Origin of the sequence: Roseovarius confluentis (assembly GCF_002917925.1) — a bacterium.
Classification (GTDB): domain Bacteria; phylum Pseudomonadota; class Alphaproteobacteria; order Rhodobacterales; family Rhodobacteraceae; genus Roseovarius; species Roseovarius confluentis.
Genome location: NZ_PPFE01000002.1, coordinates 560951 through 580565, shown reverse-complemented (window position 1 = coordinate 580565; position 19615 = coordinate 560951). Strand labels below are relative to the sequence as shown.

At 64.8% G+C, this 19615-nt stretch carries 13 protein-coding genes; 7 read left to right on the top strand and 6 right to left on the bottom strand.

The window, feature by feature from the left end; all coding sequences use genetic code 11:
- Nucleotides 1–4: 4 nt before the first annotated feature.
- On the top strand, nucleotides 5–547 hold the full coding sequence (locus C2I35_RS07590) for a 6,7-dimethyl-8-ribityllumazine synthase (protein WP_103762396.1): 543 nt from the start codon (nucleotides 5–7) through the stop codon (nucleotides 545–547).
- Complete coding sequence (gene nusB / locus C2I35_RS07585; protein WP_103762395.1) at nucleotides 544–1017, top strand: transcription antitermination factor NusB; 474 nt, start codon at nucleotides 544–546, stop codon at nucleotides 1015–1017. The genes C2I35_RS07590 and nusB overlap by 4 nt, the downstream gene beginning before the upstream one ends.
- Before the next feature lie 94 nt (nucleotides 1018–1111).
- On the opposite strand, the gene C2I35_RS07580 is transcribed toward nusB, so the two are convergent.
- The 4 genes from C2I35_RS07580 to C2I35_RS07565 all read right to left on the bottom strand — a co-directional run bounded on the left by C2I35_RS07580 (nucleotide 1112) and on the right by C2I35_RS07565 (nucleotide 7177).
- The gene (locus tag C2I35_RS07580; RefSeq protein WP_103762394.1) at nucleotides 1112–2368 is read right to left on the bottom strand and encodes an MFS transporter; all 1257 of its coding nucleotides are present in this window, start codon (nucleotides 2366–2368) and stop codon (nucleotides 1112–1114) included.
- A 134-nt stretch (nucleotides 2369–2502) separates the two neighbouring features.
- On the bottom strand, nucleotides 2503–3783 hold the full coding sequence (locus C2I35_RS07575; RefSeq protein WP_103762393.1) for a DUF3422 family protein: 1281 nt from the start codon (nucleotides 3781–3783) through the stop codon (nucleotides 2503–2505).
- Nucleotides 3784–4103: 320 nt separating this feature from the next.
- Nucleotides 4104–5588, bottom strand: a complete 1485-nt coding sequence (locus C2I35_RS07570) for an NAD(P)(+) transhydrogenase (Re/Si-specific) subunit beta (protein WP_103762392.1) — start codon at nucleotides 5586–5588, stop codon at nucleotides 4104–4106.
- A 14-nt stretch (nucleotides 5589–5602) separates the two neighbouring features.
- On the bottom strand, nucleotides 5603–7177 hold the full coding sequence (locus C2I35_RS07565) for a Re/Si-specific NAD(P)(+) transhydrogenase subunit alpha (protein WP_103762391.1): 1575 nt from the start codon (nucleotides 7175–7177) through the stop codon (nucleotides 5603–5605).
- 431 nt (nucleotides 7178–7608) lie between these two features.
- Here C2I35_RS07565 and C2I35_RS07560 point away from each other — a divergent pair, with 431 nt between their 5' ends.
- The 4 genes from C2I35_RS07560 (at nucleotide 7609) to C2I35_RS21840 (ending at nucleotide 15224) form a co-directional block, all read left to right on the top strand.
- Nucleotides 7609–8364 carry an SDR family NAD(P)-dependent oxidoreductase gene (locus C2I35_RS07560; RefSeq protein WP_103762390.1) on the top strand — a complete coding sequence of 252 codons (756 nt, stop codon included), beginning with the start codon at nucleotides 7609–7611 and terminating at the stop codon, nucleotides 8362–8364.
- Nucleotides 8364–8720: an MmcQ/YjbR family DNA-binding protein gene (locus tag C2I35_RS07555; protein WP_103762389.1), complete on the top strand. Its 357-nt coding sequence runs from the start codon at nucleotides 8364–8366 to the stop codon at nucleotides 8718–8720. The genes C2I35_RS07560 and C2I35_RS07555 overlap by 1 nt, the downstream gene beginning before the upstream one ends.
- Before the next feature lie 179 nt (nucleotides 8721–8899).
- A complete protein-coding gene (locus C2I35_RS22595) occupies nucleotides 8900–11725 on the top strand; it encodes a Hint domain-containing protein (RefSeq protein ID WP_146049986.1) in 2826 nt (941 codons plus the stop codon).
- Between the two features lie 223 nt (nucleotides 11726–11948).
- On the top strand, nucleotides 11949–15224 hold the full coding sequence (locus tag C2I35_RS21840) for a Hint domain-containing protein (RefSeq protein WP_146049985.1): 3276 nt from the start codon (nucleotides 11949–11951) through the stop codon (nucleotides 15222–15224).
- Between the two features lie 18 nt (nucleotides 15225–15242).
- Here C2I35_RS21840 and C2I35_RS07540 read toward each other — a convergent pair whose 3' ends face one another.
- Nucleotides 15243–15782, bottom strand: a complete 540-nt coding sequence (locus tag C2I35_RS07540; protein ID WP_103762388.1) for a flavodoxin domain-containing protein — start codon at nucleotides 15780–15782, stop codon at nucleotides 15243–15245.
- 97 nt (nucleotides 15783–15879) lie between these two features.
- Nucleotides 15880–16656 carry a gamma-glutamyl-gamma-aminobutyrate hydrolase family protein gene (locus C2I35_RS07535; protein ID WP_103762387.1) on the bottom strand — a complete coding sequence of 259 codons (777 nt, stop codon included), beginning with the start codon at nucleotides 16654–16656 and terminating at the stop codon, nucleotides 15880–15882.
- Nucleotides 16657–16953: 297 nt separating this feature from the next.
- On the opposite strand from C2I35_RS07535, the gene pepN reads away from it, so the two are divergent.
- Entirely contained in the window at nucleotides 16954–19506 is a 2553-nt protein-coding gene (pepN, locus tag C2I35_RS07530) for an aminopeptidase N (RefSeq protein WP_103762386.1), read from the top strand.
- Nucleotides 19507–19615: the final 109 nt, after the last annotated feature.

The following is a 19615-nucleotide window of genomic DNA, read 5'->3' as shown; positions in this document are numbered from 1 at the left end:
CGCCATGGCCGGAACCGAATACACCCTGCCCCGCGCCACGTTCGACAAGCCGGTAAAACTGCTGATCGTCGTGGCCCCCTTCTACCGTGACATCGCCGACATGATGATCGAAGGCGCCCGCGCCGAGATCGAAGCCTCGGGCGCAACTTTCGACCTCATCGAGGTCCCCGGCGCCCTGGAAATCCCCACCTCCATCGGCATCGCCGAGCGCCTGTCGAACTTCGACGGCTACGTGGCGCTTGGCTGCGTCATCCGCGGCGCCACCACCCACTACGAGACGGTCTGCAACGATTCCAGCCGCGGCATCACCCTGCTTGGCCTGCAGGGTCTTTGCATCGGCAACGGCATCCTTACGGTCGAAAACCGCGATCAGGCCGTGGAACGCGCCGATCCCGAGCAGATGAACAAGGGCGCAGGCGCCGCCGCCGCCGCCCTGCACCTTATCGCCCTCACCCGCAAGTGGGGCACCCGCAAGGGCGTCGGCTTCATGCCCGACGCCGAGGAATACAAGCTCGCAGGCGAGCTCAAGGACAACCCCACCGCATGACCGAACTATCCGGCAACCAGAAACGCAAGATGCGCTCCGCCGCGCGGCTCTACGCCGTGCAGGCGCTCTTTCAGATGGAGCATTCCAGCCAGTCCTACGAGACGATCATCCGCGAATTCCTCGATTTCCGCTTTGGACAGGAATTCGAGGAAGGCATCGAAATGGCCGACGGCGATATCGACCTCTTCCGCAAGCTGGTCGAGCAAGCCGTGAACTGGCAATCCAAGATCGACCAGATGACCGACCGCGCATTGGTGGCCAAGTGGCCCATCGCGCGCATCGACCCCACCCTGCGGGCGGTGTTCCGCGCCGCGGGGGCGGAATTCCTCGAAGGCGAAGCGCCGGTCAAGGTCGTCATCAACGAATTCGTCGATGTCGCCCGCAGCTTCTATCCCGAGGGCAAGGAAGGCAGCTTCGTCAACGCGGTGCTCGACCACATGGCGCGCGAGGCCAAACCCGAAGCGTTCTGACCGGGCCGAGGCCACTCCCTGCGCCGTCCCGGACTTGATCCGGGACCTCAAATGCCGACGTAGGGTGGGGTTTCACCCCACCTCGGCGCGCACCTCAATTGTCCTTGTCGTCGTCCTCACCCTGCTCGGCCGACCACGCGCCCGCCGCCTCGACCACGAAGGCCGACGAGGCCGGCAGCACGCCCAGGTAACTCTCGGTCTCCTCCACCGGCGTCGCCGCCCGCTTCGTCATCCGGTATGCGGCATAGACCGCAATCGCCGCGAACGCCGCCGCCAGCACCAGCCAGAACGCGGACGGCCCCGCCACGTCCATCACCCAGCCCGCCGCCAACGGGCCAAGGATGGCCCCGATCCCGAAGGTCAGAACCAGCCCGCCCGAGGCCGCCGCCATGTCCTCGACCGGCAGGAAATCGTTCGTATAGGCCAGCAGCAGCGAATACAGCGGCGTCGTCACGCCCCCGGTCAGGAACGCCGCCGCCATCAACGGCCAGTACGTGCCGCCCATGGCCCACCCCAGCAGGCAGAACGCGGCCCCCAGTGCCGCCGCGCCGAAGATCACCTTGCGCCGGTCGATTCGGTCCGACAGCCAGCCGATAGGGTATTGCAGCACCAGCGCGCCGCCGAACAGCATCGCGATGAACAGCGCGATCTCGCCCTTGCCCATCCCGATCTGCGCGCCATAGACCGCGCCCATCCCCGATTGCGTGGCATACAGACTGCCCAGCAGGAAAATCCCCACCGTGCCCAGTGGCGAACCCGTGAACAACTCGCGCAACGGCATCGCGCGGATCACCTCCGCCGCCGGTACCGGCGTGACGGATAGAAGGATCGGCGCAAAGGACACCGACACCAGGATCGACGCCCCGATGAACAGCGACGCCCCCGCCGTCTCGCCCAGGTTCAGCAGCCCCTGCGCCCCGATGATGCCCAGCGTCTGCGCGATCATGTAGGCCGACAGGATCTTGCCGCGCGTCTCGTTCGTGGCCGCGTTGTTCAGCCAGCTTTCCGCGGTGACATAGATCCCCGACATGGCGAACCCGATCAATACGCGCAAGAGCGTCCACGCCCACGGCTCGGCCAGCAGCGGAAAGGCAATCAGTCCGGCCGACATGAAGCTGCCCAGTGCCGCGAACACCCGCACATGCCCGACCCGGCGGATCAGGCGCGGCGCATAGCGTGCCCCCAGCAGGAACCCCACGAAATAGCCCGATGTCACGACCGCCAGCTCGCCCGAGGAAAACCCCTCGATATCCCCGCGCAGACCGATCAGCGTGAAATGCATGCCGTTGCCCAGCATGATCAGCACGATCCCGATCAGCAGCGCCCAGATCCCCGCAAAAGCCTGAAACATCACGTGCCCCTTTCGATTCGGCAGCCCCTGTGCCCCTTCGCCACTCCTGTCAGCTTCGCCGACCTCCGTCGTCCCACCGACGCCGCTTTGGCTTCGCCCCGCGACACCGCGTCGGGTTGGCAAGACCCACGGCGCTAGTCCAACTTCTCGCGCACCCGCTTGATCATCCACCACACCGCCGCCACCACCGGCAGCGCCACGATCGCCGTCAGCATCTCCTTCGACAGCCCCGTCGGCTCGGTCAGCGGGTAGAGCACGTACCCCGCCAGCGACACCGCGTAGTAACTGATCGCCACCACCGACAGCCCCTCGACCGTGCGCTGCAAGCGCAACTGCATGTCTGCCCGGCGGTTCATGCTCTCCAGCAGGTCCTGGTTCTGTGCGCTGCGCTCCACGTCCACCCGCGTCCGCAGCAGTTCGCCCGCCCGCATCGCCCGGTCCGACATCGCGTCCAGCCTTTCCTTGGTAGACAGAACCGTGCGCATGGCCGGATCATAGCGCCGCATCATGAACTCGCCAAAGGTCTGCCGACCGTTGAACCGCTCCTCGCGCAGCACGGTGATGCGCTGCTTCACGATCTGCTCATAGGCCGAGGTCGCGCCAAAGCGATAGGACGACCGCGCCACCATCCCCTCCAGCTTGGCCGAGATCTCCAGCAGGTCGTCCAGCGTGTCCTCCGCGGCCACCGACCCGCCCGGCATGTTGCTGATCAGATGCGTCAGCCGCTCTTCCAGCGCGCCCATGTCGGGCCGCATCTCGCCCACCCGGGCAAAGCCCAGCATCGACATGGTCTTGTAGGTCTCGATCTCGAACAAACGCTGCACCACGCGCCCCATCCGCCGCGTGCCGATATCGGCCGAGGCATTGACCATGAACCGCAGATGCCCCGCCGGGTCGATCCGGAAATCCCCCGCGATGATCGCACTGTCATCCAAGACCCGCGCCACGGCCACGCTGTCGGCCACGAACCAGTCGTGGATGTTTTGGCGCACCGTATCTTCGTCCTTCTGCGTCTCGATCCGTACCATGGCCGAGGTCATCCGGTGCCCCGGCGCCCCGCTCAACCAATCGGCGGGAAACACCTCGAAATCCGCCGGATCGAAGGGCCTGTCGCTGACCCCGTCGCGGAACGCGGTATAGGTGACGAACTCGGTATGCCGCTCCCACTTCAGATGGTGCTTGCCGATATCGCCCGAATAATGCGAGGCACCCGGCTTGGGATGCGCCGCGCCATAGCGGTCCAGCAGCGCCGTCAGATGCGCTAGGTCATCGCCCCTGTCCCGCGCCGCCGCCCCCTCGACCCGCTTGATCGCCAGGAACACGCCGGTCGCCGGCGCGCTCAGATTGGGAAACGGCCGCGCGTGCAGTTCGTTGGACAGCTCGAATCGCAGCGGATGATCTTCAATTGGCGGCATGGCTCTCGCGTCCTGTCGTTTCCGGGGACATTAGCGATACGGCCCAGGGATGAAAATAGTTTTAAATGCGCTTTCAATGACTTAGCGGAATGCAACGGTATACTGGCGCAAATTTAGCCATCTGCAATGGCACCTGCATCATCATCCATCCCGACGCGGGAAATCAAGCGACCCTCGTAGGGTGGATGAAAACCCACGCGCCTCAAACCCACCGCGACAATACATCCCTCGTCCCGGACCTGATCCGGGACCTCTGCCTCGGGCCCAACGAAAAAGGCCCGCCAACCGGCGGGCCCTCTCCAATTCCAAACGAACGGCGATTACCCGATCTTCGACAACAACGCCGTCACGCTATCCTTGGCGTCGCCATAGAACATCCGCGTGTTGTCCTTGTAGAACAGCGGGTTCTCGATGCCAGAATACCCCGTGCCCTGACCGCGCTTGGACACGAACACGTTCTTGGCCTTCCAGACCTCCAGCACCGGCATCCCGGCGATGGGGCTGTTGGGGTCATCCTGCGCGGCAGGGTTCACGATGTCGTTCGAGCCGATCACGATCACCACGTCGGTGTCGGGGAAATCGTCGTTGATCTCCTCCATCTCCAGCACGATGTCATATGGCACCTTCGCCTCGGCCAGAAGCACGTTCATATGCCCCGGCAGACGCCCCGCGACGGGGTGAATGGCGAACCGCACTTCCTTGCCCTGCGCCCGCAGCTTGTTGGTCAGTTCGCTGACCGCCTGCTGCGCCTGCGCCACCGCCATGCCATAGCCCGGCACGATGATCACGCTGTCGGCCTCGTTCAGCGCGTTGGCCACGCCGTCGGCATCGATCGGCACCTGTTCGCCCTCGACTTCCGCCGCCGGACCACCCGCGCCGCCGAAACCGCCCAGGATCACGCTGACAAAGGACCGGTTCATGGCCTTGCACATGATGTAGCTCAGGATCGCACCCGAGGAGCCCACAAGCGCGCCCACGACGATCAAGAGGTCATTGCCAAGGCTGAAGCCGATAGCCGCCGCCGCCCAGCCGGAATAGCTGTTCAGCATCGAGACCACCACGGGCATGTCCGCGCCGCCGATCCCCATGATCAGGTGATAGCCGATAAACAGCGCCAGCAGCGTCAGCACAACAAGCGTCCAGCTGCCCGACCCGCTCAGGTACATGATCGCCAGCACCAGCGACAGCGCCGCGGCGGCCGCGTTCAGGATATGCCCGCCCGGCAGCTTCGTGGCCGCCGAGTCGACCTTGCCGGCCAGCTTGCCATAGGCAATCACCGACCCGGTGAAAGTCACCGCACCGATCCAGATGCCCAGCACCAGTTCGACCTTCAGGATCGACACTTCCACCGCCGTCTTCTTGGCGACGATCGCGGCGAACCCGGTGAACTGCTTGGCAAAGGCCACGCCTTCCGCCGTCACTTCCTCGGGCCGCGGGAAGGGCAGGCCCGCATCGGCAAACTGCGCCGCCACGCGCCCCAGCTCGATATCGGCGTTGAAGCCCACGAAGACCGCGGCCAAGCCGACGAGCGAGTGCATGATTGCCACCAATTCGGGCATCTGCGTCATCTGCACCTTGGTGGCCAGCTGATAGCCCACCACGGCACCGCCCGCGATCATGATCAGCGACACCAGCCACAGCCCCGCCCCGGGGCCGATCAGCGTCGCCAGAACGGCAATCGCCATACCGGCAATGCCGTACCACACCGCGCGTTTCGCGCTTTCCTGCCCGGACAGACCGCCCAGGCTGAGGATGAAGAGAACTGCCGCGACCGCATAGGCCGCAATGGTAAATCCGAAATCCATCGTCCCTTACCCCCTTACGATTTCTGGAACATGGCGAGCATGCGCCGTGTCACCAGGAAGCCGCCGAAAATGTTGATTGCCGCCATGAAGATGCCGAGCCCGGCCAGCAGCGTGATGAGGTAGGAGGTCGAGCCGATCTGCATCAGCGCGCCCAGGATGATGATCGACGAAATCGCGTTCGTCACGGCCATCAGCGGCGTGTGCAGGCTGTGCGCCACGCCCCAGATCACCTGGAACCCGATAAAGACCGACAGCACGAAGACGATAAAGTGCTGCATGAAGCTCGCCGGCGCCACGGTGCCGACCAGCAGCACCAGGAACGCGCCGACACCCAGCAGGCCCACCTGGTTCATCGTCTGTTTCTTGAAGGCCGCCACCTCCTGCGCCTTCTTCTCTTCCGGCGTCAGTTCCTTTGGCTTTTCCTTCTTCGGGGCCGCCGCGATGGCGGACACCTTGGGCGGTGGCGGCGGATAGGTGATCTCGCCGCCATGCGTCACAGTGGCGCCCCGGATCACGTCGTCTTCCATGTCGTGCACGACCTTGCCGTCCTTCTCGGGCGTCAGGTCGGTCATCATGTGACGGATGTTGGTGGCGTAAAGAGTCGAGGACTGCGTCGCCATCCGGCTGGGGAAGTCGGTGTAACCGACGATGGTCACGCCGTTGTCGGTGACGATCTTCTCGTCCTTCTGGGTCAGCTCGCAGTTGCCGCCGCGCTCGGCGGCCAAATCCACGATGACCGAACCGTTCTTCATCATCTCGACCATGTCCTTGGTCCACAGAACCGGCGCGGGCCGGTTGGGGATCAGGGCCGTGGTGATGACGATGTCCATGTCGGGCGCCATCTCGCGGAATTTTTCCAGCTGCTTTTCCTGGAACTCGGGGCTGGACGGCGCGGCATAGCCGCCGGTTTCCGATCCGTCCTTTTGATCTTCCTCGAAATCGAGGAACACGAATTCCGCCCCCATCGATTCGATCTGCTCGGCCACTTCGGGCCGCACGTCGAACGCATAGGTGATCGCGCCCAGGCTGGTCGAGGTGCCGATCGCGGCAAGCCCCGCCACACCGGCACCGACCACCAGCACCTTGGCCGGCGGCACCTTGCCCGCGGCGGTTACCTGGCCGGTGAAGAAGCGGCCGAAATTGTTGCCGGCCTCGATCACCGCGCGATAGCCGGCGATATTGGCCATGGACGACAGCGCATCCATCTTCTGCGCACGGGAAATCCGCGGCACTGATTCCATCGCGATGACGGTCGCGCCCTTCTCGGCGGCGATCTTCATCTGCTCTTCGTTCCCGCCCGGGTTGAAGAAGGAAATAAGGGTCTGGCCCTTGGTCAGGCGCTTGACCTCGGTATCCGTGGGAACGCGCACCTTGGCGATGATGTCACAGGCTTTCCACAAGGCTGCGGGCGACTTGATAATCTCGACACCGGCCTCCTTGTAATCCGCATCCGTGAAACCCGCGCGCTCTCCCGCTCCGGTCTCGATGGCGCATTCATGGCCCAGTTTCTGAAGTTGCAGGGCCGAGTCCGGCGTCATGGCAACGCGCGCCTCACCCTCCATCACCTCTTTTGGTGTTCCGATCTTCAACTTTCACTCCCCCCGTTTTCTGACGGTCACATGTGGCGGCCTCTCGGCCTGTCGTTTTCTGAACCCTAATGGTCGGGCACGGCTTATCACACAATTTTTACCCGCTTGAAATGTAGCGATTGTCGCATCCTGTCAAATCACCATCGTGTCTTTTCACAGTATCGCGCAAAATTCATTCGAAACTTTCGTCGCAGCCAGCCGCGCCGGTCCCCGCCGAGAGCGAACCCCGCCAGACCGACCACCGCCGGCCCGGATACACCCCGTGCGCCGGTCGCCTTCTCGCAAGGTACATAGATCCATCCCAGCATCATAGCCACACAGCTGCCTCTTCGGAATCGCCCGACAACTGGTATAGAGTATACCAGTTTGCCTTGCCAGTCCTTCCAACGCGGCTCTTGGCAAGCCGCGCGCCCTGCGGCACAGTTGCGCTCATGACGCTTACAGGAAAACACGCTCTTGTCACCGGCGGCGGCACCGGCATTGGCCTCGCCATCGCCCGCGCGCTCCAAAGCAGCGGCGCAGACGTCACCATCACCGGCCGCCGCCCCGAGGTTCTGGAAGAGGCCGCCAGTTCCCACGGCCTGCACGCCCAGGTCATGGACGTGCGCGACGAGGCCAGCGTGGTCGAAGGCATTGCCGCCTCCGTTGCCGAACGCGGGCCCATCCAGGTCTGCGTGCCCAATGCCGGCATCGCCGAAGGCCGCAGCCTGTCGAAAACCGACACCGATTTCTGGCACCGCACAATGTCCACGAATCTCGACGGCGCGTTCTGGACCATCCGCAGCGCCATGGCCTCGATGAAAGGCACCGACTGGGGCCGCGTTGTGGCGATCTCTTCCATCGCGGGCCTCAGGGGGCTCAAGGGCGCCGCCGCCTACTCCGCCTCCAAACACGGCCTGATCGGCCTCGTCCGCGCCCTCAGCGAGGACTACATGGGCAGTCCCTTCACCTTCAACGCGGTTTGCCCCGGCTATGTCGACACCGACATCGTCACCCGCAACGTCGACGCCATCAGCACCCGCGCCGGGGTCGATGCCGACACCGCCCGCTCCATGATGGTCGACGCCAACCGCCACAAGCGCCTCATTCTGCCCGAAGAGGTCGCCGCCGCCGTCACCTGGCTCTGCGGCCCGGGCTCCGAAAGCGTGAACGGCCAGACCATCGAGATCGCCGGCGGCCAGGTCTGATGCTACCCCGCGACGCGTTCATGACCTTCTGCGCGTCGCTGCCGGCCACCGCCCATGTCGTGCAATGGGGCAACGCCGACGTCTGGAAGGTCGGCGGCAAGGTCTTTGCCATCGCCGGGTGGAACGACGGCCGCGACGCCTACACGTTCAAGGCCACCGACATCGCCTTTGAGGTCCTGCAGGATCAGCCGGGTATCCGCCCGGCCCCCTACCTTGCCTCGCGCGGGATGAAGTGGCTGCAAGTCCACGATGATCCCGGCCTTTCGGATGACAGCCTGAAAGAGCATCTTGCTCTGTCCTACGACCTGGTGACCGCCAAGCTGACCAGGAAAAAAAGGGCTGAACTGGGCATTTGAGCCTGAAACACCACGTCCAGATCTTGCCTTAATTCACCTAAAATTCGCCTAAAACCCCCCGCTTTCCGGCCACGGACACTCTGTATCCATTCTGGAAACAACCGGCGACAGAGCAGCAAAAGACGCGCCGGGGGTCACGCGGCACAGACCGCGGACTGACAAAGGAAGGCAGGAAGACCATGGCCACGTACGAGGTCAATTTCTACGATTACAACCCGGCCGGCAACATCCCGACCGGTACCGGCAGCACCTTCACCTGGGGCGGTCCCGGCACCGCTGCCGGCACTGCCGTCATCACCGACAACGAGACGGGGATTCAGGAATTCACGCTCGACGACGACAGCGCCGGCGGAGAGACCGCCACGGCCGATGTCACGCTGGGCAACGACACCTCCGTCAACACCACTGTCGATGCCGAACTTGTCTGGACCCTGCGCGACACCGTTACCGGCCAGACCTTCCAGGTCATCCAGTTCGACGTCGAGAACGGCGCCGCAGCCGGACTCTACACCCTGTCCGAGGTGCCGCTGGTGGCCGGCCGCAGCTACCAGGTGCAGGCTTACGACAGCAACCCCAACGCCGCCGCGGGCGATATCGCCTTCAACGCGCAGGACTATACCGACCAGATCGTCGACGGCACCGAAGGCGACGACACCATCGACGGCAGCTACACGGGCGACCCGCAGGGCGACGTGGCCGACGGCGGCGACGGCACCGGCGCGGGCCTCAACGCCGACCTCATCCATGCCGGCGCGGGCAACGACAGCGTCGTGGCAGGTCTCGCCGACGACACCGTCTATGGCGGGTCCGGCAACGACACGATCCTGGGCGGCGACGGCAACGACCTGATTTATGGCGACAGCGATCCGCGCGAGACCAGCTCGATCGGCGGCACCAACACGCCGGGCAGCACCTTCACCGTCATCAGCCTCGGCTCCGCCCCCGATGTGGACCCGACCGAGACCAATACCGCCAGCGAAAACGCCACCGCCCTTCAAGGGACCTACGGCGACGCCGGCAACCCGCTCTTCGAGCAGTTCCTCGACGCCCAGACCTTCGACAGCAACAGCGACGGCACGCTGCAGGACAACGACAACGGCCAGACACCCGAGAACATCGTCATCGGCGGCACAAGCTACCAGATCGATTCCGGCCTGGTCTACAGCGCCACCGTCACCTTCGTCGACGGGTCTTCACAGGATTTCACCGCCGTGGTCATCCAGACCACCACCGGCGACGTCTTCATGCTGCCCGAACTGAGCAACAACGCCGACAACACGATCCTGACCAGCCAGCCGATCGAGTCGATCACGCTAAACAGCGTCGACAGCGACAACGCGACCATCGGCGCGAACCGGGTGGACGCCGACTACCAGATCGGCGAGGGCGACCCCGGCGACGACAGCATCGACGGCGGCTCCGGCAACGACACGATCCATGCAGAGGGCGGCTCCGATACCGTCACAGGCGGCGACGGCAACGACCTGATCTATGGCGACGACGCACCGGCCGCAGGGCAATGGGACTATCAGGTCTACAACCACGACTTCTCCGATGCCAACGGCCAGGCCTTCGACATCGAGTCGGGAACGCTGGTCGGCTCGGGTCAATCGGATGGGTTCAATTCGGCAACCCTCGTGCACGAGGCCCGCGGCACGACCGGCGACGCCAATGACTTCGGCGTGATCTACACCTCGCAGTTCCTGGCGTCCGAAGACGGGACCTACACGTTCTCGACAACCTCGGACGACGGCTCGACCATCCGGCTGCTGGATGAAAACGGCGACCCCCTGACCTTCACCAACCAGGGTGGCGGCACGGCCGATTTCATGGACAACGACTTCCACCAGAGCGCGACAACCCGTTCGGGCACCGTCGAACTGGAGGCGGGGCGCATATACACCATCGAGGTGCGACACTGGGAAAATGCCGGGGGCGAAGTCATCTCGGGACAGGTCACCAGCCCGAGCGGCACCACCGAGGCCCTTGCCGACAGCAGCCAGGTCATGGGACCGGCCGCGGCTTCCGGCGGCGACGACAGCCTCAGCGGCGGCGCCGGCAACGACGCTATCTTCGGGGGCGGCGGAAACGACACGCTGATCGGCGGCACCGGCGCCGACAGCCTTTATGGCGGCCTCGGCGACGACGAGATGTACCTGGCCGAAGGCGACAGCGCCTTTGGCGGTGACGGCGACGACCTTTTCGTGCTGGGCGACCTGGGCGAGGCCGGGTCCAGCACCATCACCATTGTCGGCGGCGAAGGCAACGAGACGAACGGCGACACGCTGCAACTCACGCCCGATGTCACCTTCGACGACATCACCTTTACCGACACCGATGACGGCGCGGGCGGCCTTTCGGGCAATTTCTCGCTGGCCGACGGCACCACGGTAAACTTCTCGGAAATCGAGAACATCATCTGCTTCACCCCCGGCACACGCATCCTGACACCCCAAGGCGAACGCGCTATCGAGACGCTCCGCCCCGGCGACCTGGTCATCACGCGCGACAACGGCCCACAGCCGATTCGCTGGCTGGGTCAACGCACGGTCGAGGGCCGCGGCAAGTTCGCTCCCATCGCCGTCAACTCCACCATCATGCAAGGCGCCCGCCGACCGCTTCTGGTCTCACCGCAGCACCGGCTGATGTTCTCGGGCTACCGCAGCCAGCTGCTCTTTGGCGAAAGCGAAGTTCTGGTGGCGGCCAAGCACCTTGTCGACGGACAAGATGTGCGCATCGCCGAACGCAGCCTTGTCACCTATTTCCACATGATGCTCGACCAGCACGAAATCGTCTATGCCGAGGGCGCCGCAACCGAAAGCTTCCTTGCCGCGGATGTGGGCGTCGGTGCGCTCTCGGATGCCTCCCGAGAGGACATGTTCCGCGCCTTTCCGCACCTGCGGGGCGATCTCTCGGCCTATGGTGACACCGCCCGGCTGTGCCTGCGCGCGCATGAGGCGCGCCTCTTGGTTGAACCACGTGCCGCGCTTGTAATGGCGGCGTGATAAATCACTTAATTTTAAGGAAAAATCTTACTCTCGCCACATTCCATCCGAATTCAGGCCAAGCCCGGATTCTAATGTCGCTCCCAACGTCGGACATCAAACGAACCGACCACGACTAAGCGGATCGAGTAGGATTAATGGTGATCAGGGTTAACAGATGCCCCCGTCCGGGGGCCTTGCGTGAGGCATCGCGCCCGCGTGCGCGGCGCCAGCGGCGCGCACCATGACCACCTACACCGTCACCACGGCCAACTGGAACGACCCGGCCTTCTGGGCGGCGGTCTCGGAATCCGCGGGCGGCAACACGCTGGATTTCTCCGCCCTGCCGGAACCCTATGCCATCGACATCGACAAGGCGACGGGCCGGATCAGCCTCACCGACGGCGCCTCGACCTTCACCGTGGGCGAGGCGGGCTATGGCGGGGCCTCCGACGCCAGCTTGGGCGGCAGCACCCTGCTGGACCATTTCGAAACACTGACTTTCGGCGACGGCGATCACACCGTCACCGGCGATGCGGGCTCCGAAACCCTCACGACCGGCACCGGCAACGACACGATCACCTATGGCGACGGCGCCGATACCGTTCATGCGGGCGATGGCGACGACCTTGTCGACGATGCCCCCGGCATCAACTCGACAGGCACTGGCAGCCGCGTTCATGCCCAGGGCGGCAACGACACCGTCTTCGGCACCGGCGGGAACGACACGCTGGACGGCGGCTCCGGCAATGATCGGCTGAACGGCGAAGCCGGAGACGACCACATCTTCGGCGGTGACGGCGCCGACACCATCCTGGGCGGCACCGGCAACGACCGCATCTCGGCCGATGACTTCGTGCCCACAGGCCCCAACCTGATCGTCAACGGCTCCTTCGAAGACACCACCGGCATGACCCCCGTGGGTTTCGGCTTCCAGGGCGCCGGCGGCACCGTCCCCGGCTGGACCGACGCCAATGGCAGCTCCGTCGATTTTCACAGTGACGGGCGCGGCGGGCTCACCGCCACCGATGGCGCCAACTGGCTCGACATGGAAGGCGACGCGGGCCAGCAACTCGTGATCTCCCAGACCGTCACGGGCCTTCAGCCTGACGGGATCTACCAGCTCAGTTTCGACGCGGGCGATCTGTCCAACGCCGATGACGGCACGGCGCAGGACAACACGATCGACGTCTACTGGAACGGACAGCTGATCGACAGCATCGATCTCCCCGATGGCGGATGGCAGACCTACACCTACAACCTCGTCGGCGGGGCGGGCGACGGCACCGGCACGCTGGAATTCCGCGGCGCCGGGGCCAGCGATTCCGAGGGCGCGTCACTCGACTCGGTCGAACTCTACGCCACGACCGAAACCACCGGCGCGAATGACTTGGTGACCGCCGGGGACGGCAACGACACGGTTTTTGCGGGTGCCGGGGCCGACACCGTCACGGGCGGCGCGGGCGATGACAGCATCGACCTGGGCGCGGGCGACACCGCCACCGACACGGTCGTTGTCTCCGACGGCAACGGCGCCGACACGGTGACCGGCTTCGAAGGCCCGGTCGACAACGGCGACGGGACTTTCACGGGACAGGATCAACTGGATCTCTCCGGCGCGACCGACACCGACGGCAACCAGCTCAATACCCGCGACATTACCGTGGGGGACGACGGATTCGGCAACGCCCTGCTCAGCCTGCCCAGCGGCGACAGCATCGTGCTCGTCGGCATCGCCCCCGCCGACCTGTCGGATGAAGACGCACTCGCCGCAATGGGCGTCCCCGCACCCGACGACATCGTCGAAGGCACCGCAGGCGCAGACAGTATCGACGCAAGCTATACCGGCGATCCCGAAGGCGACGCCGTCGACGCTGCCGACAACGCCACCGGCACGGATGCCGATTCCATCATGGCGGGCGCGGGTAATGATACCGTCCATGGGGGTGCCGAAGACGATACCGTGCGGGGCGGCACCGGCGACGACCAGATCGACGGTGGCACCGGCAACGACACCCTCTACGGGCAAGGCGGCAGCGACAGTCTGCGCGGCGGCGATGGCCACGACCTTATCGACAGCCGCGGCGGTGACGGCTACGGCCTGCCCGACACCGGCTATACCGATCCCGGCAATCCCGGCCTGAACTACGCCTCGGATCCCGACCCGTTCGATGACCGCGACACCGTCGATGGCGGCCTCGGCAATGATCGCATCCTGACCGGCGACGACGACGACGTCATCACCGGCGGCGCGGGCAACGATACCATCGACGCGGGATTCGACGCCGACAGCATCACCGGCGACGCGGGCGCGGACCTGATCGAAGGCAATGCCGGGCGCGACACCATCGACGGCGGCACCGAGGACGACCTGATCTACGGCGACGTCTCGGCCTCCAATCCGCTCTATCCCTACTACCCGCTCTACAACCTGCCCAACGACGGCACCGACCAGAACCCCGGCGACAACGCCGACAGCATCCTTGGCGGCGACGGCAACGACACGATCTTTGGTCAGGACGACGACGACACGATCTCGGGCGGTCAAGGACACGACGTGATCGACGGCGGCCTCGACGCCGACATCATCACCGGCGGAGACGGCAACGACAGCATCGACGGCGGCGACGGTGCCGACAGCGTCGACGCGGGTGCCGGCAATGACAGCATTATCGTCGATCAGGGCGATACCGTCACCGGCGGCGACGGCGACGACACCTTCACGCTTCGGGATCTCGACACCACCGGCACCGGCAACGGCGCCATTTCCATCACGGGTGGCGAAGGCAATGAGACCAATGGCGACACGCTGATCCTCACCCCGGACGTGGGCCGGAACGACATCACTTTCTCCGACAGCGATCCCGGCACCGGCATGTCGGGCAGCTTCACCATGGCCGACGGCACGTCCGTCACCTTCTCCGAGATCGAGAACATCATTTGCTTCACCCCCGGCACGATGATCCTCACCAGCCATGGCGACCGCGCGATCGAAACCCTGCAACCCGGCGACATGGTCGTGACGCGCGACCAGGGCCTGCGCCCGATCCGCTGGATCGGCAAACGCACCGTGCAGGGCCACGGTCGCTTCGCCCCCATCCGCGTCGGCGCCAACGCGCTCGACCCCGCGCGCAAGGGCCTTTTGGTGTCACCCCAGCACCGCATCCTCTACACCGGCTATCGCGCCGAGCTTCTCTTTGGCGAGTCCGAGGTTCTGGTTCCCGCCAAGCACCTCGTCGACGGGCGCGACGTGCTGCGCCAGCCCCGCGACGAGGTCACCTATATCCACCTGATGTTCGACCACCACGAGGTCATCTACGCCGAGGGCTTCGCCACGGAAAGCTTCCACGCCGGCGACGTTGGCTTGGGCGCCATCGAAGAGGCCGCCCGCGAGGAACTGTTCGCCCTCTTCCCCGAACTGCGCACGGCGCCCGGACACCACCTGGAAACCGCCCGTCCCTGCCTGAAGAAACACGAGGCCGCGCTGCTGATCGAAGACACCGACGGCCCGCATTACTGAGGCGTTTCGCAATATGTTTTAGGCCGTCACAGCCTTGGCCCATGCCGTCACGACCCGGCGCAAGCCATCCCAATCGGTGTATTCCGTGTCGCAATGCGGATCGACCGTTTCGCCTTTTACCGCCGCGATGTAGCGCATCGCCCAGGCGCGAAAGAAATCATACTCCGTGAATCGAAACGCACCCGCCACCTGTTCCACCTCGGCGGGACGATACCCCGTGTCGTCGCAAAACGCCGCCACGATCCGCTCCAGATCGGCCCAATCCTGCGCGTCGTCCCCTGCGGCGGCCAACGACACAGACAAAAACAGCGACGGATGCGCGCTCAACGCCGCGCCGTGCTGCGTTGCGAATTTCATCATGTCCTTCTGAAACCGTCCCAAGTGGACCGACGCCGCGAGAAGGCTTGCGTCATAACGCGCCGGGTCAAGGTCACGGGTCCGCCCTCTGACCTGCAACAGCTCCACGCTGTGTCCCGCCTCGATCAGCAGGTCGGCGCAAAAGCGGCATATCTTCCGGGTCTGCCCCTCGGTCGTGGCATAGGCAATCAGGATGTTCATCGCAGGATCCTCCCATCTGGAACGGAAAGGATCGTCTCACGGCACCACAGCGCGCGCCTTGTCCTGCATCAATGTCCCGGACCTGCTTTAACGGGCCTCAGGCCGAGCGCAGCGCCGGCCCGCGCTCCCCGGCCTGCCACGCGCGCGCCGCATCGCCCAGCGCCTCGAACAGGCACCGGCTGACCGGGTCGTTCGCCGCATTCCACTCCGGGTGCCACTGCACCGCCAGCGCAAAGCCCGGCGCGCCCTCGATGTAGACGGCCTCGGGCGTACCATCGGGGGCATAACCGTCGATCACGACGTTCTTGCCTTCCCGGATGATTCCCTGCCCGTGCAGCGTGTTGGTCATCACCTTCTCGGACCCCATCAGCCGATGGAAAACGCCGCCTTCGACAAAGCTCACCTCGTGGCGCAGCGCGAATTTTTCCTCCAGCGTGCCGTCAGGCGGCATCCGGTGGTTGTCACGCCCCGGCAATTCGCGGATCTCGGGATGCAACGTCCCGCCCATCGCCACGTTGACCTCCTGGAATCCCCGGCAAATCCCCAGGATCGGCTGTCCACTGGCCACGCAGGCCCGCACCAGCGGCAGGGTCAGCGCATCGCGCTCCCGGTCAAACGCGCCATGCGCCTCCGTGGCGTCCTCGCCATATTCTTCGGGATGAATATTGGGCCGCCCGCCAGTCAGAACGAACCCGTCGCAGATCTCCATCAATTCCTCGACGCTCACCAGCGCGGGGTCGCTCGCCACCAGCATCGGGATACAGTCCGACACGTCCGACACCGCCTCGGAATTCATCCGCCCCACAGCGTGTACGGGATAGCGGTCGTCGATGGAGTAGCTGTTGCCGATAATGCCGATCACGGGGCGCGTCATGTCTATCCTTCACCTGCTGCGATTACGACCTAAGGATAATATCCCGCACAGATAAGAAAACCTCAACATGCGCACAAGCGGGACTGCAAATTTGCCGCCCCGTTAATCAATTCCAAACCCGCACCGCCTAGTTTCAAGGCGCAGGCGGAGGCACCCCCCCCGACGCGCCACTTTGCATCCCGGCGCGAGGGGGGCCAAGGCGCGTCCGTCTGTACCAGCGCCCCCGTTTCCGCGTTGCCTCCCCTGCCGCATCGCCCTACCCTCCGCGCAAACCCTGCACAGCCGGAGAGATACGCGATGAAAGACGCCGCCCCGCAAGCCATCTACCTTGCCGATTACACGCCCCCCGCGCACCTGGTGGATCACGTCTCGCTCACCTTCCGGCTCGACCCGGAAAAAACCCGCGTGATCAGCAAGATCGCCTTCCGTCCCAACCCCGACGGCCCCGGCGGCCCCCTGCGCCTCGACGGCGAGGACCTTACGCTCATCTCCGCCCGCATCGACGGGGCCGAGGTCACGCCCGACATCACGCCCCGCGGCCTGACCATGCAGGCCCCCGACGCCCCCTTCACCTGGGAGGCCGAGGTCGAAATCGCGCCTATCGAGAACACTGCCCTCGAAGGTCTCTACATGTCGAACGGCATGTATTGCACCCAGTGCGAGGCCGAGGGCTTTCGCAAGATCACCTATTACCCCGACCGCCCCGACGTGATGGCCACCTTTGATGTCCGCATCGAAGGCGACGCGCCGATCAAGCTCTCCAACGGCAACCCCCGCGGGTCCGGTGACGGTTTTGCCGAATGGCACGATCCCTGGCCCAAGCCTGCCTATCTCTTCGCGCTCGTGGCGGGCGACCTGATCAACCACCCCGACACGTTCACCACCAAGTCCGGCAAGCACGTCGACCTCAACATCTGGGTCCGCCCCGGTGACGAACACAAATGCGCCTTCGGCATGGAAGCTCTCAAGAAGTCCATGAAATGGGACGAGGACACCTATGGCCGCGAATACGACCTCGACATCTTCAACATCGTCGCGGTCGACGATTTCAACATGGGCGCTATGGAAAACAAGGGCCTGAACATCTTCAACTCCTCCGCCGTTCTGGCCAGCCCCGAAACCTCGACCGACATGAATTTCCAGCGGATCGAGGCGATCATCGCGCACGAATATTTCCACAACTGGACCGGCAACCGCATCACCTGCCGCGACTGGTTCCAGCTTTGCTTGAAGGAAGGTCTGACCGTCTTCCGCGACGCCCAGTTCACCGCCGACATGCGCTCGGAACCCGTCAAGCGCATCGACGACGTCATCACCCTGCGCGCGCGGCAATTCCGCGAGGATAACGGGCCGCTCGCGCACCCCGTCCGCCCCGCCAGCTTTGTCGAGATCAACAATTTCTACACTGCCACAGTGTACGAAAAAGGCGCCGAACTCATCGGGATGCTCAAGACGCTGGTCGGCGACGAGGCCTACTACAAGGCTCTCGATCTCTATTTCACCCGCCACGACGGCGACGCCGCCACGATCGAGGACTGGCTCAAGGTGTTCGAGGACACCACAGGCCGCGACCTTGCCCAATTCAAGCGCTGGTACGAGGACGCCGGCACCCCTCGCGTCGCCGTGTCCGAAGACTATGCAGACGGCACCTACACCCTCACCTTCGAGCAATCGACGCCCCCCACCCCGGGACAGGACGACAAGCCACCGCGTGTCATCCCCATCGCCGTCGGTCTCCTCTCGCCGAACGGCGACGAGGTGCAGCCCACAAAAGTGCTCGAAATGACCGAAACCAAGCAAAGCTTCACCTTCGACGGCCTGTCGTCGAAACCCGTCCCCTCCATCCTCCGCGGCTTCTCCGCGCCCGTCATCGTCGACCGCGACACCACAAACGACGAACGCGCCTTCCTGCTCGCCCACGACACCGATCCCTTCAACAAGTGGGAAGCGGGCCGCGACCTTGCCCGCGACGCCCTCGTCGCCATGATCCGCGACGGCGCTGCGCCCGACGAGGCCTATATCGACGCCGTGCACACCATGGCCCGCGACGACAGCCTCGACCCGGCCTTCCGCGCATTGGCCCTCGGCCTTCCCAGCCAGGACGACCTCGCCCAGACGCTCCATGACACCGGCACCACGCCCGACCCGCAGGCGATCTGGGACGCCATCGAAACCCTGCGCCACGCCCGCGCCGAGCGGATGCAGGACACCGCCACGCGCCTTTACGCGCAGTTCCAGGTGTCCGAGCCCTACCGGCCCGACGCCGAGCAATCCGGCGCACGGTCGCTCGCCAACGCCGCGCTCAGCCTCATCAACCGGCTCGACGGCGGCACGCAGGCGCAGAAACAGTTCGATTCCGCCGACAACATGACGCAACAACTTGCCGCCTTCTCCTGCCTGCTTCAGGCCGGCAAGGGCGATGCGGCCACGAAATCCTTCTATGACCAGTGGCAGCAGGACCGCCTCGTGATCGACAAGTGGTTCATGATGCAGGTCGTCCACGCCGCCCCCGAAGATGCCGCCGCAACGGCCGCCCGCCTCACCGAACACCCTGATTTCACGATGAAAAATCCCAACCGCTTCCGCGCCACACTCGGCGCGCTCACGATGAACGCGGCAGGCTTTCACCACGTCTCGGGCGCGGGCTACGAACTTCTGGCCGACTGGCTGATCAAGCTCGACCCCCTCAACCCGCAAACCACCGCGCGGATGTGCTCGGCCTTCGAGACGTGGCGGCGCTACGACGACACCCGCCAGGGCCTCATCAAGTCCCAGCTCGACCGCATCCTCGCCACGCCCGACCTCAGCCCCGACACGACCGAAATGGTGACCCGCATCCGCGGCACCTGACCTTCGCGCAAGCTCTACAAGCTTGAAGGGCAGACCGGTTTCGAGCCGCTCCTGTCGGTTATCACCACCTCGGCGCAGCCCAGCAATGGCGATCTCAACGCCAAGCAGC

Excerpts from the sequence above, each read along its gene's own strand:
- C2I35_RS07540 (WP_103762388.1), bottom strand. The coding sequence starts at position 15,782 with ATGAACATCCTGATTGCCTATGCCACGACCGAGGGGCAGACCCGGAAG.
- C2I35_RS07590 (WP_103762396.1), top strand. The coding sequence starts at position 5 with ATGGCCGGAACCGAATACACCCTGCCCCGCGCCACGTTCGACAAGCCG.
- C2I35_RS07575 (WP_103762393.1), bottom strand. The coding sequence starts at position 3,783 with ATGCCGCCAATTGAAGATCATCCGCTGCGATTCGAGCTGTCCAACGAA.
- pepN (WP_103762386.1), top strand. The coding sequence starts at position 16,954 with ATGAAAGACGCCGCCCCGCAAGCCATCTACCTTGCCGATTACACGCCC.
- C2I35_RS07560 (WP_103762390.1), top strand. The coding sequence starts at position 7,609 with ATGACGCTTACAGGAAAACACGCTCTTGTCACCGGCGGCGGCACCGGC.
- nusB (WP_103762395.1), top strand. The coding sequence starts at position 544 with ATGACCGAACTATCCGGCAACCAGAAACGCAAGATGCGCTCCGCCGCG.
- C2I35_RS07580 (WP_103762394.1), bottom strand. The coding sequence starts at position 2,368 with ATGTTTCAGGCTTTTGCGGGGATCTGGGCGCTGCTGATCGGGATCGTG.
- C2I35_RS07570 (WP_103762392.1), bottom strand. The coding sequence starts at position 5,588 with ATGGATTTCGGATTTACCATTGCGGCCTATGCGGTCGCGGCAGTTCTC.
- C2I35_RS07535 (WP_103762387.1), bottom strand. The coding sequence starts at position 16,656 with ATGACGCGCCCCGTGATCGGCATTATCGGCAACAGCTACTCCATCGAC.
- C2I35_RS22595 (WP_146049986.1), top strand. The coding sequence starts at position 8,900 with ATGGCCACGTACGAGGTCAATTTCTACGATTACAACCCGGCCGGCAAC.
- C2I35_RS21840 (WP_146049985.1), top strand. The coding sequence starts at position 11,949 with ATGACCACCTACACCGTCACCACGGCCAACTGGAACGACCCGGCCTTC.
- C2I35_RS07555 (WP_103762389.1), top strand. The coding sequence starts at position 8,364 with ATGCTACCCCGCGACGCGTTCATGACCTTCTGCGCGTCGCTGCCGGCC.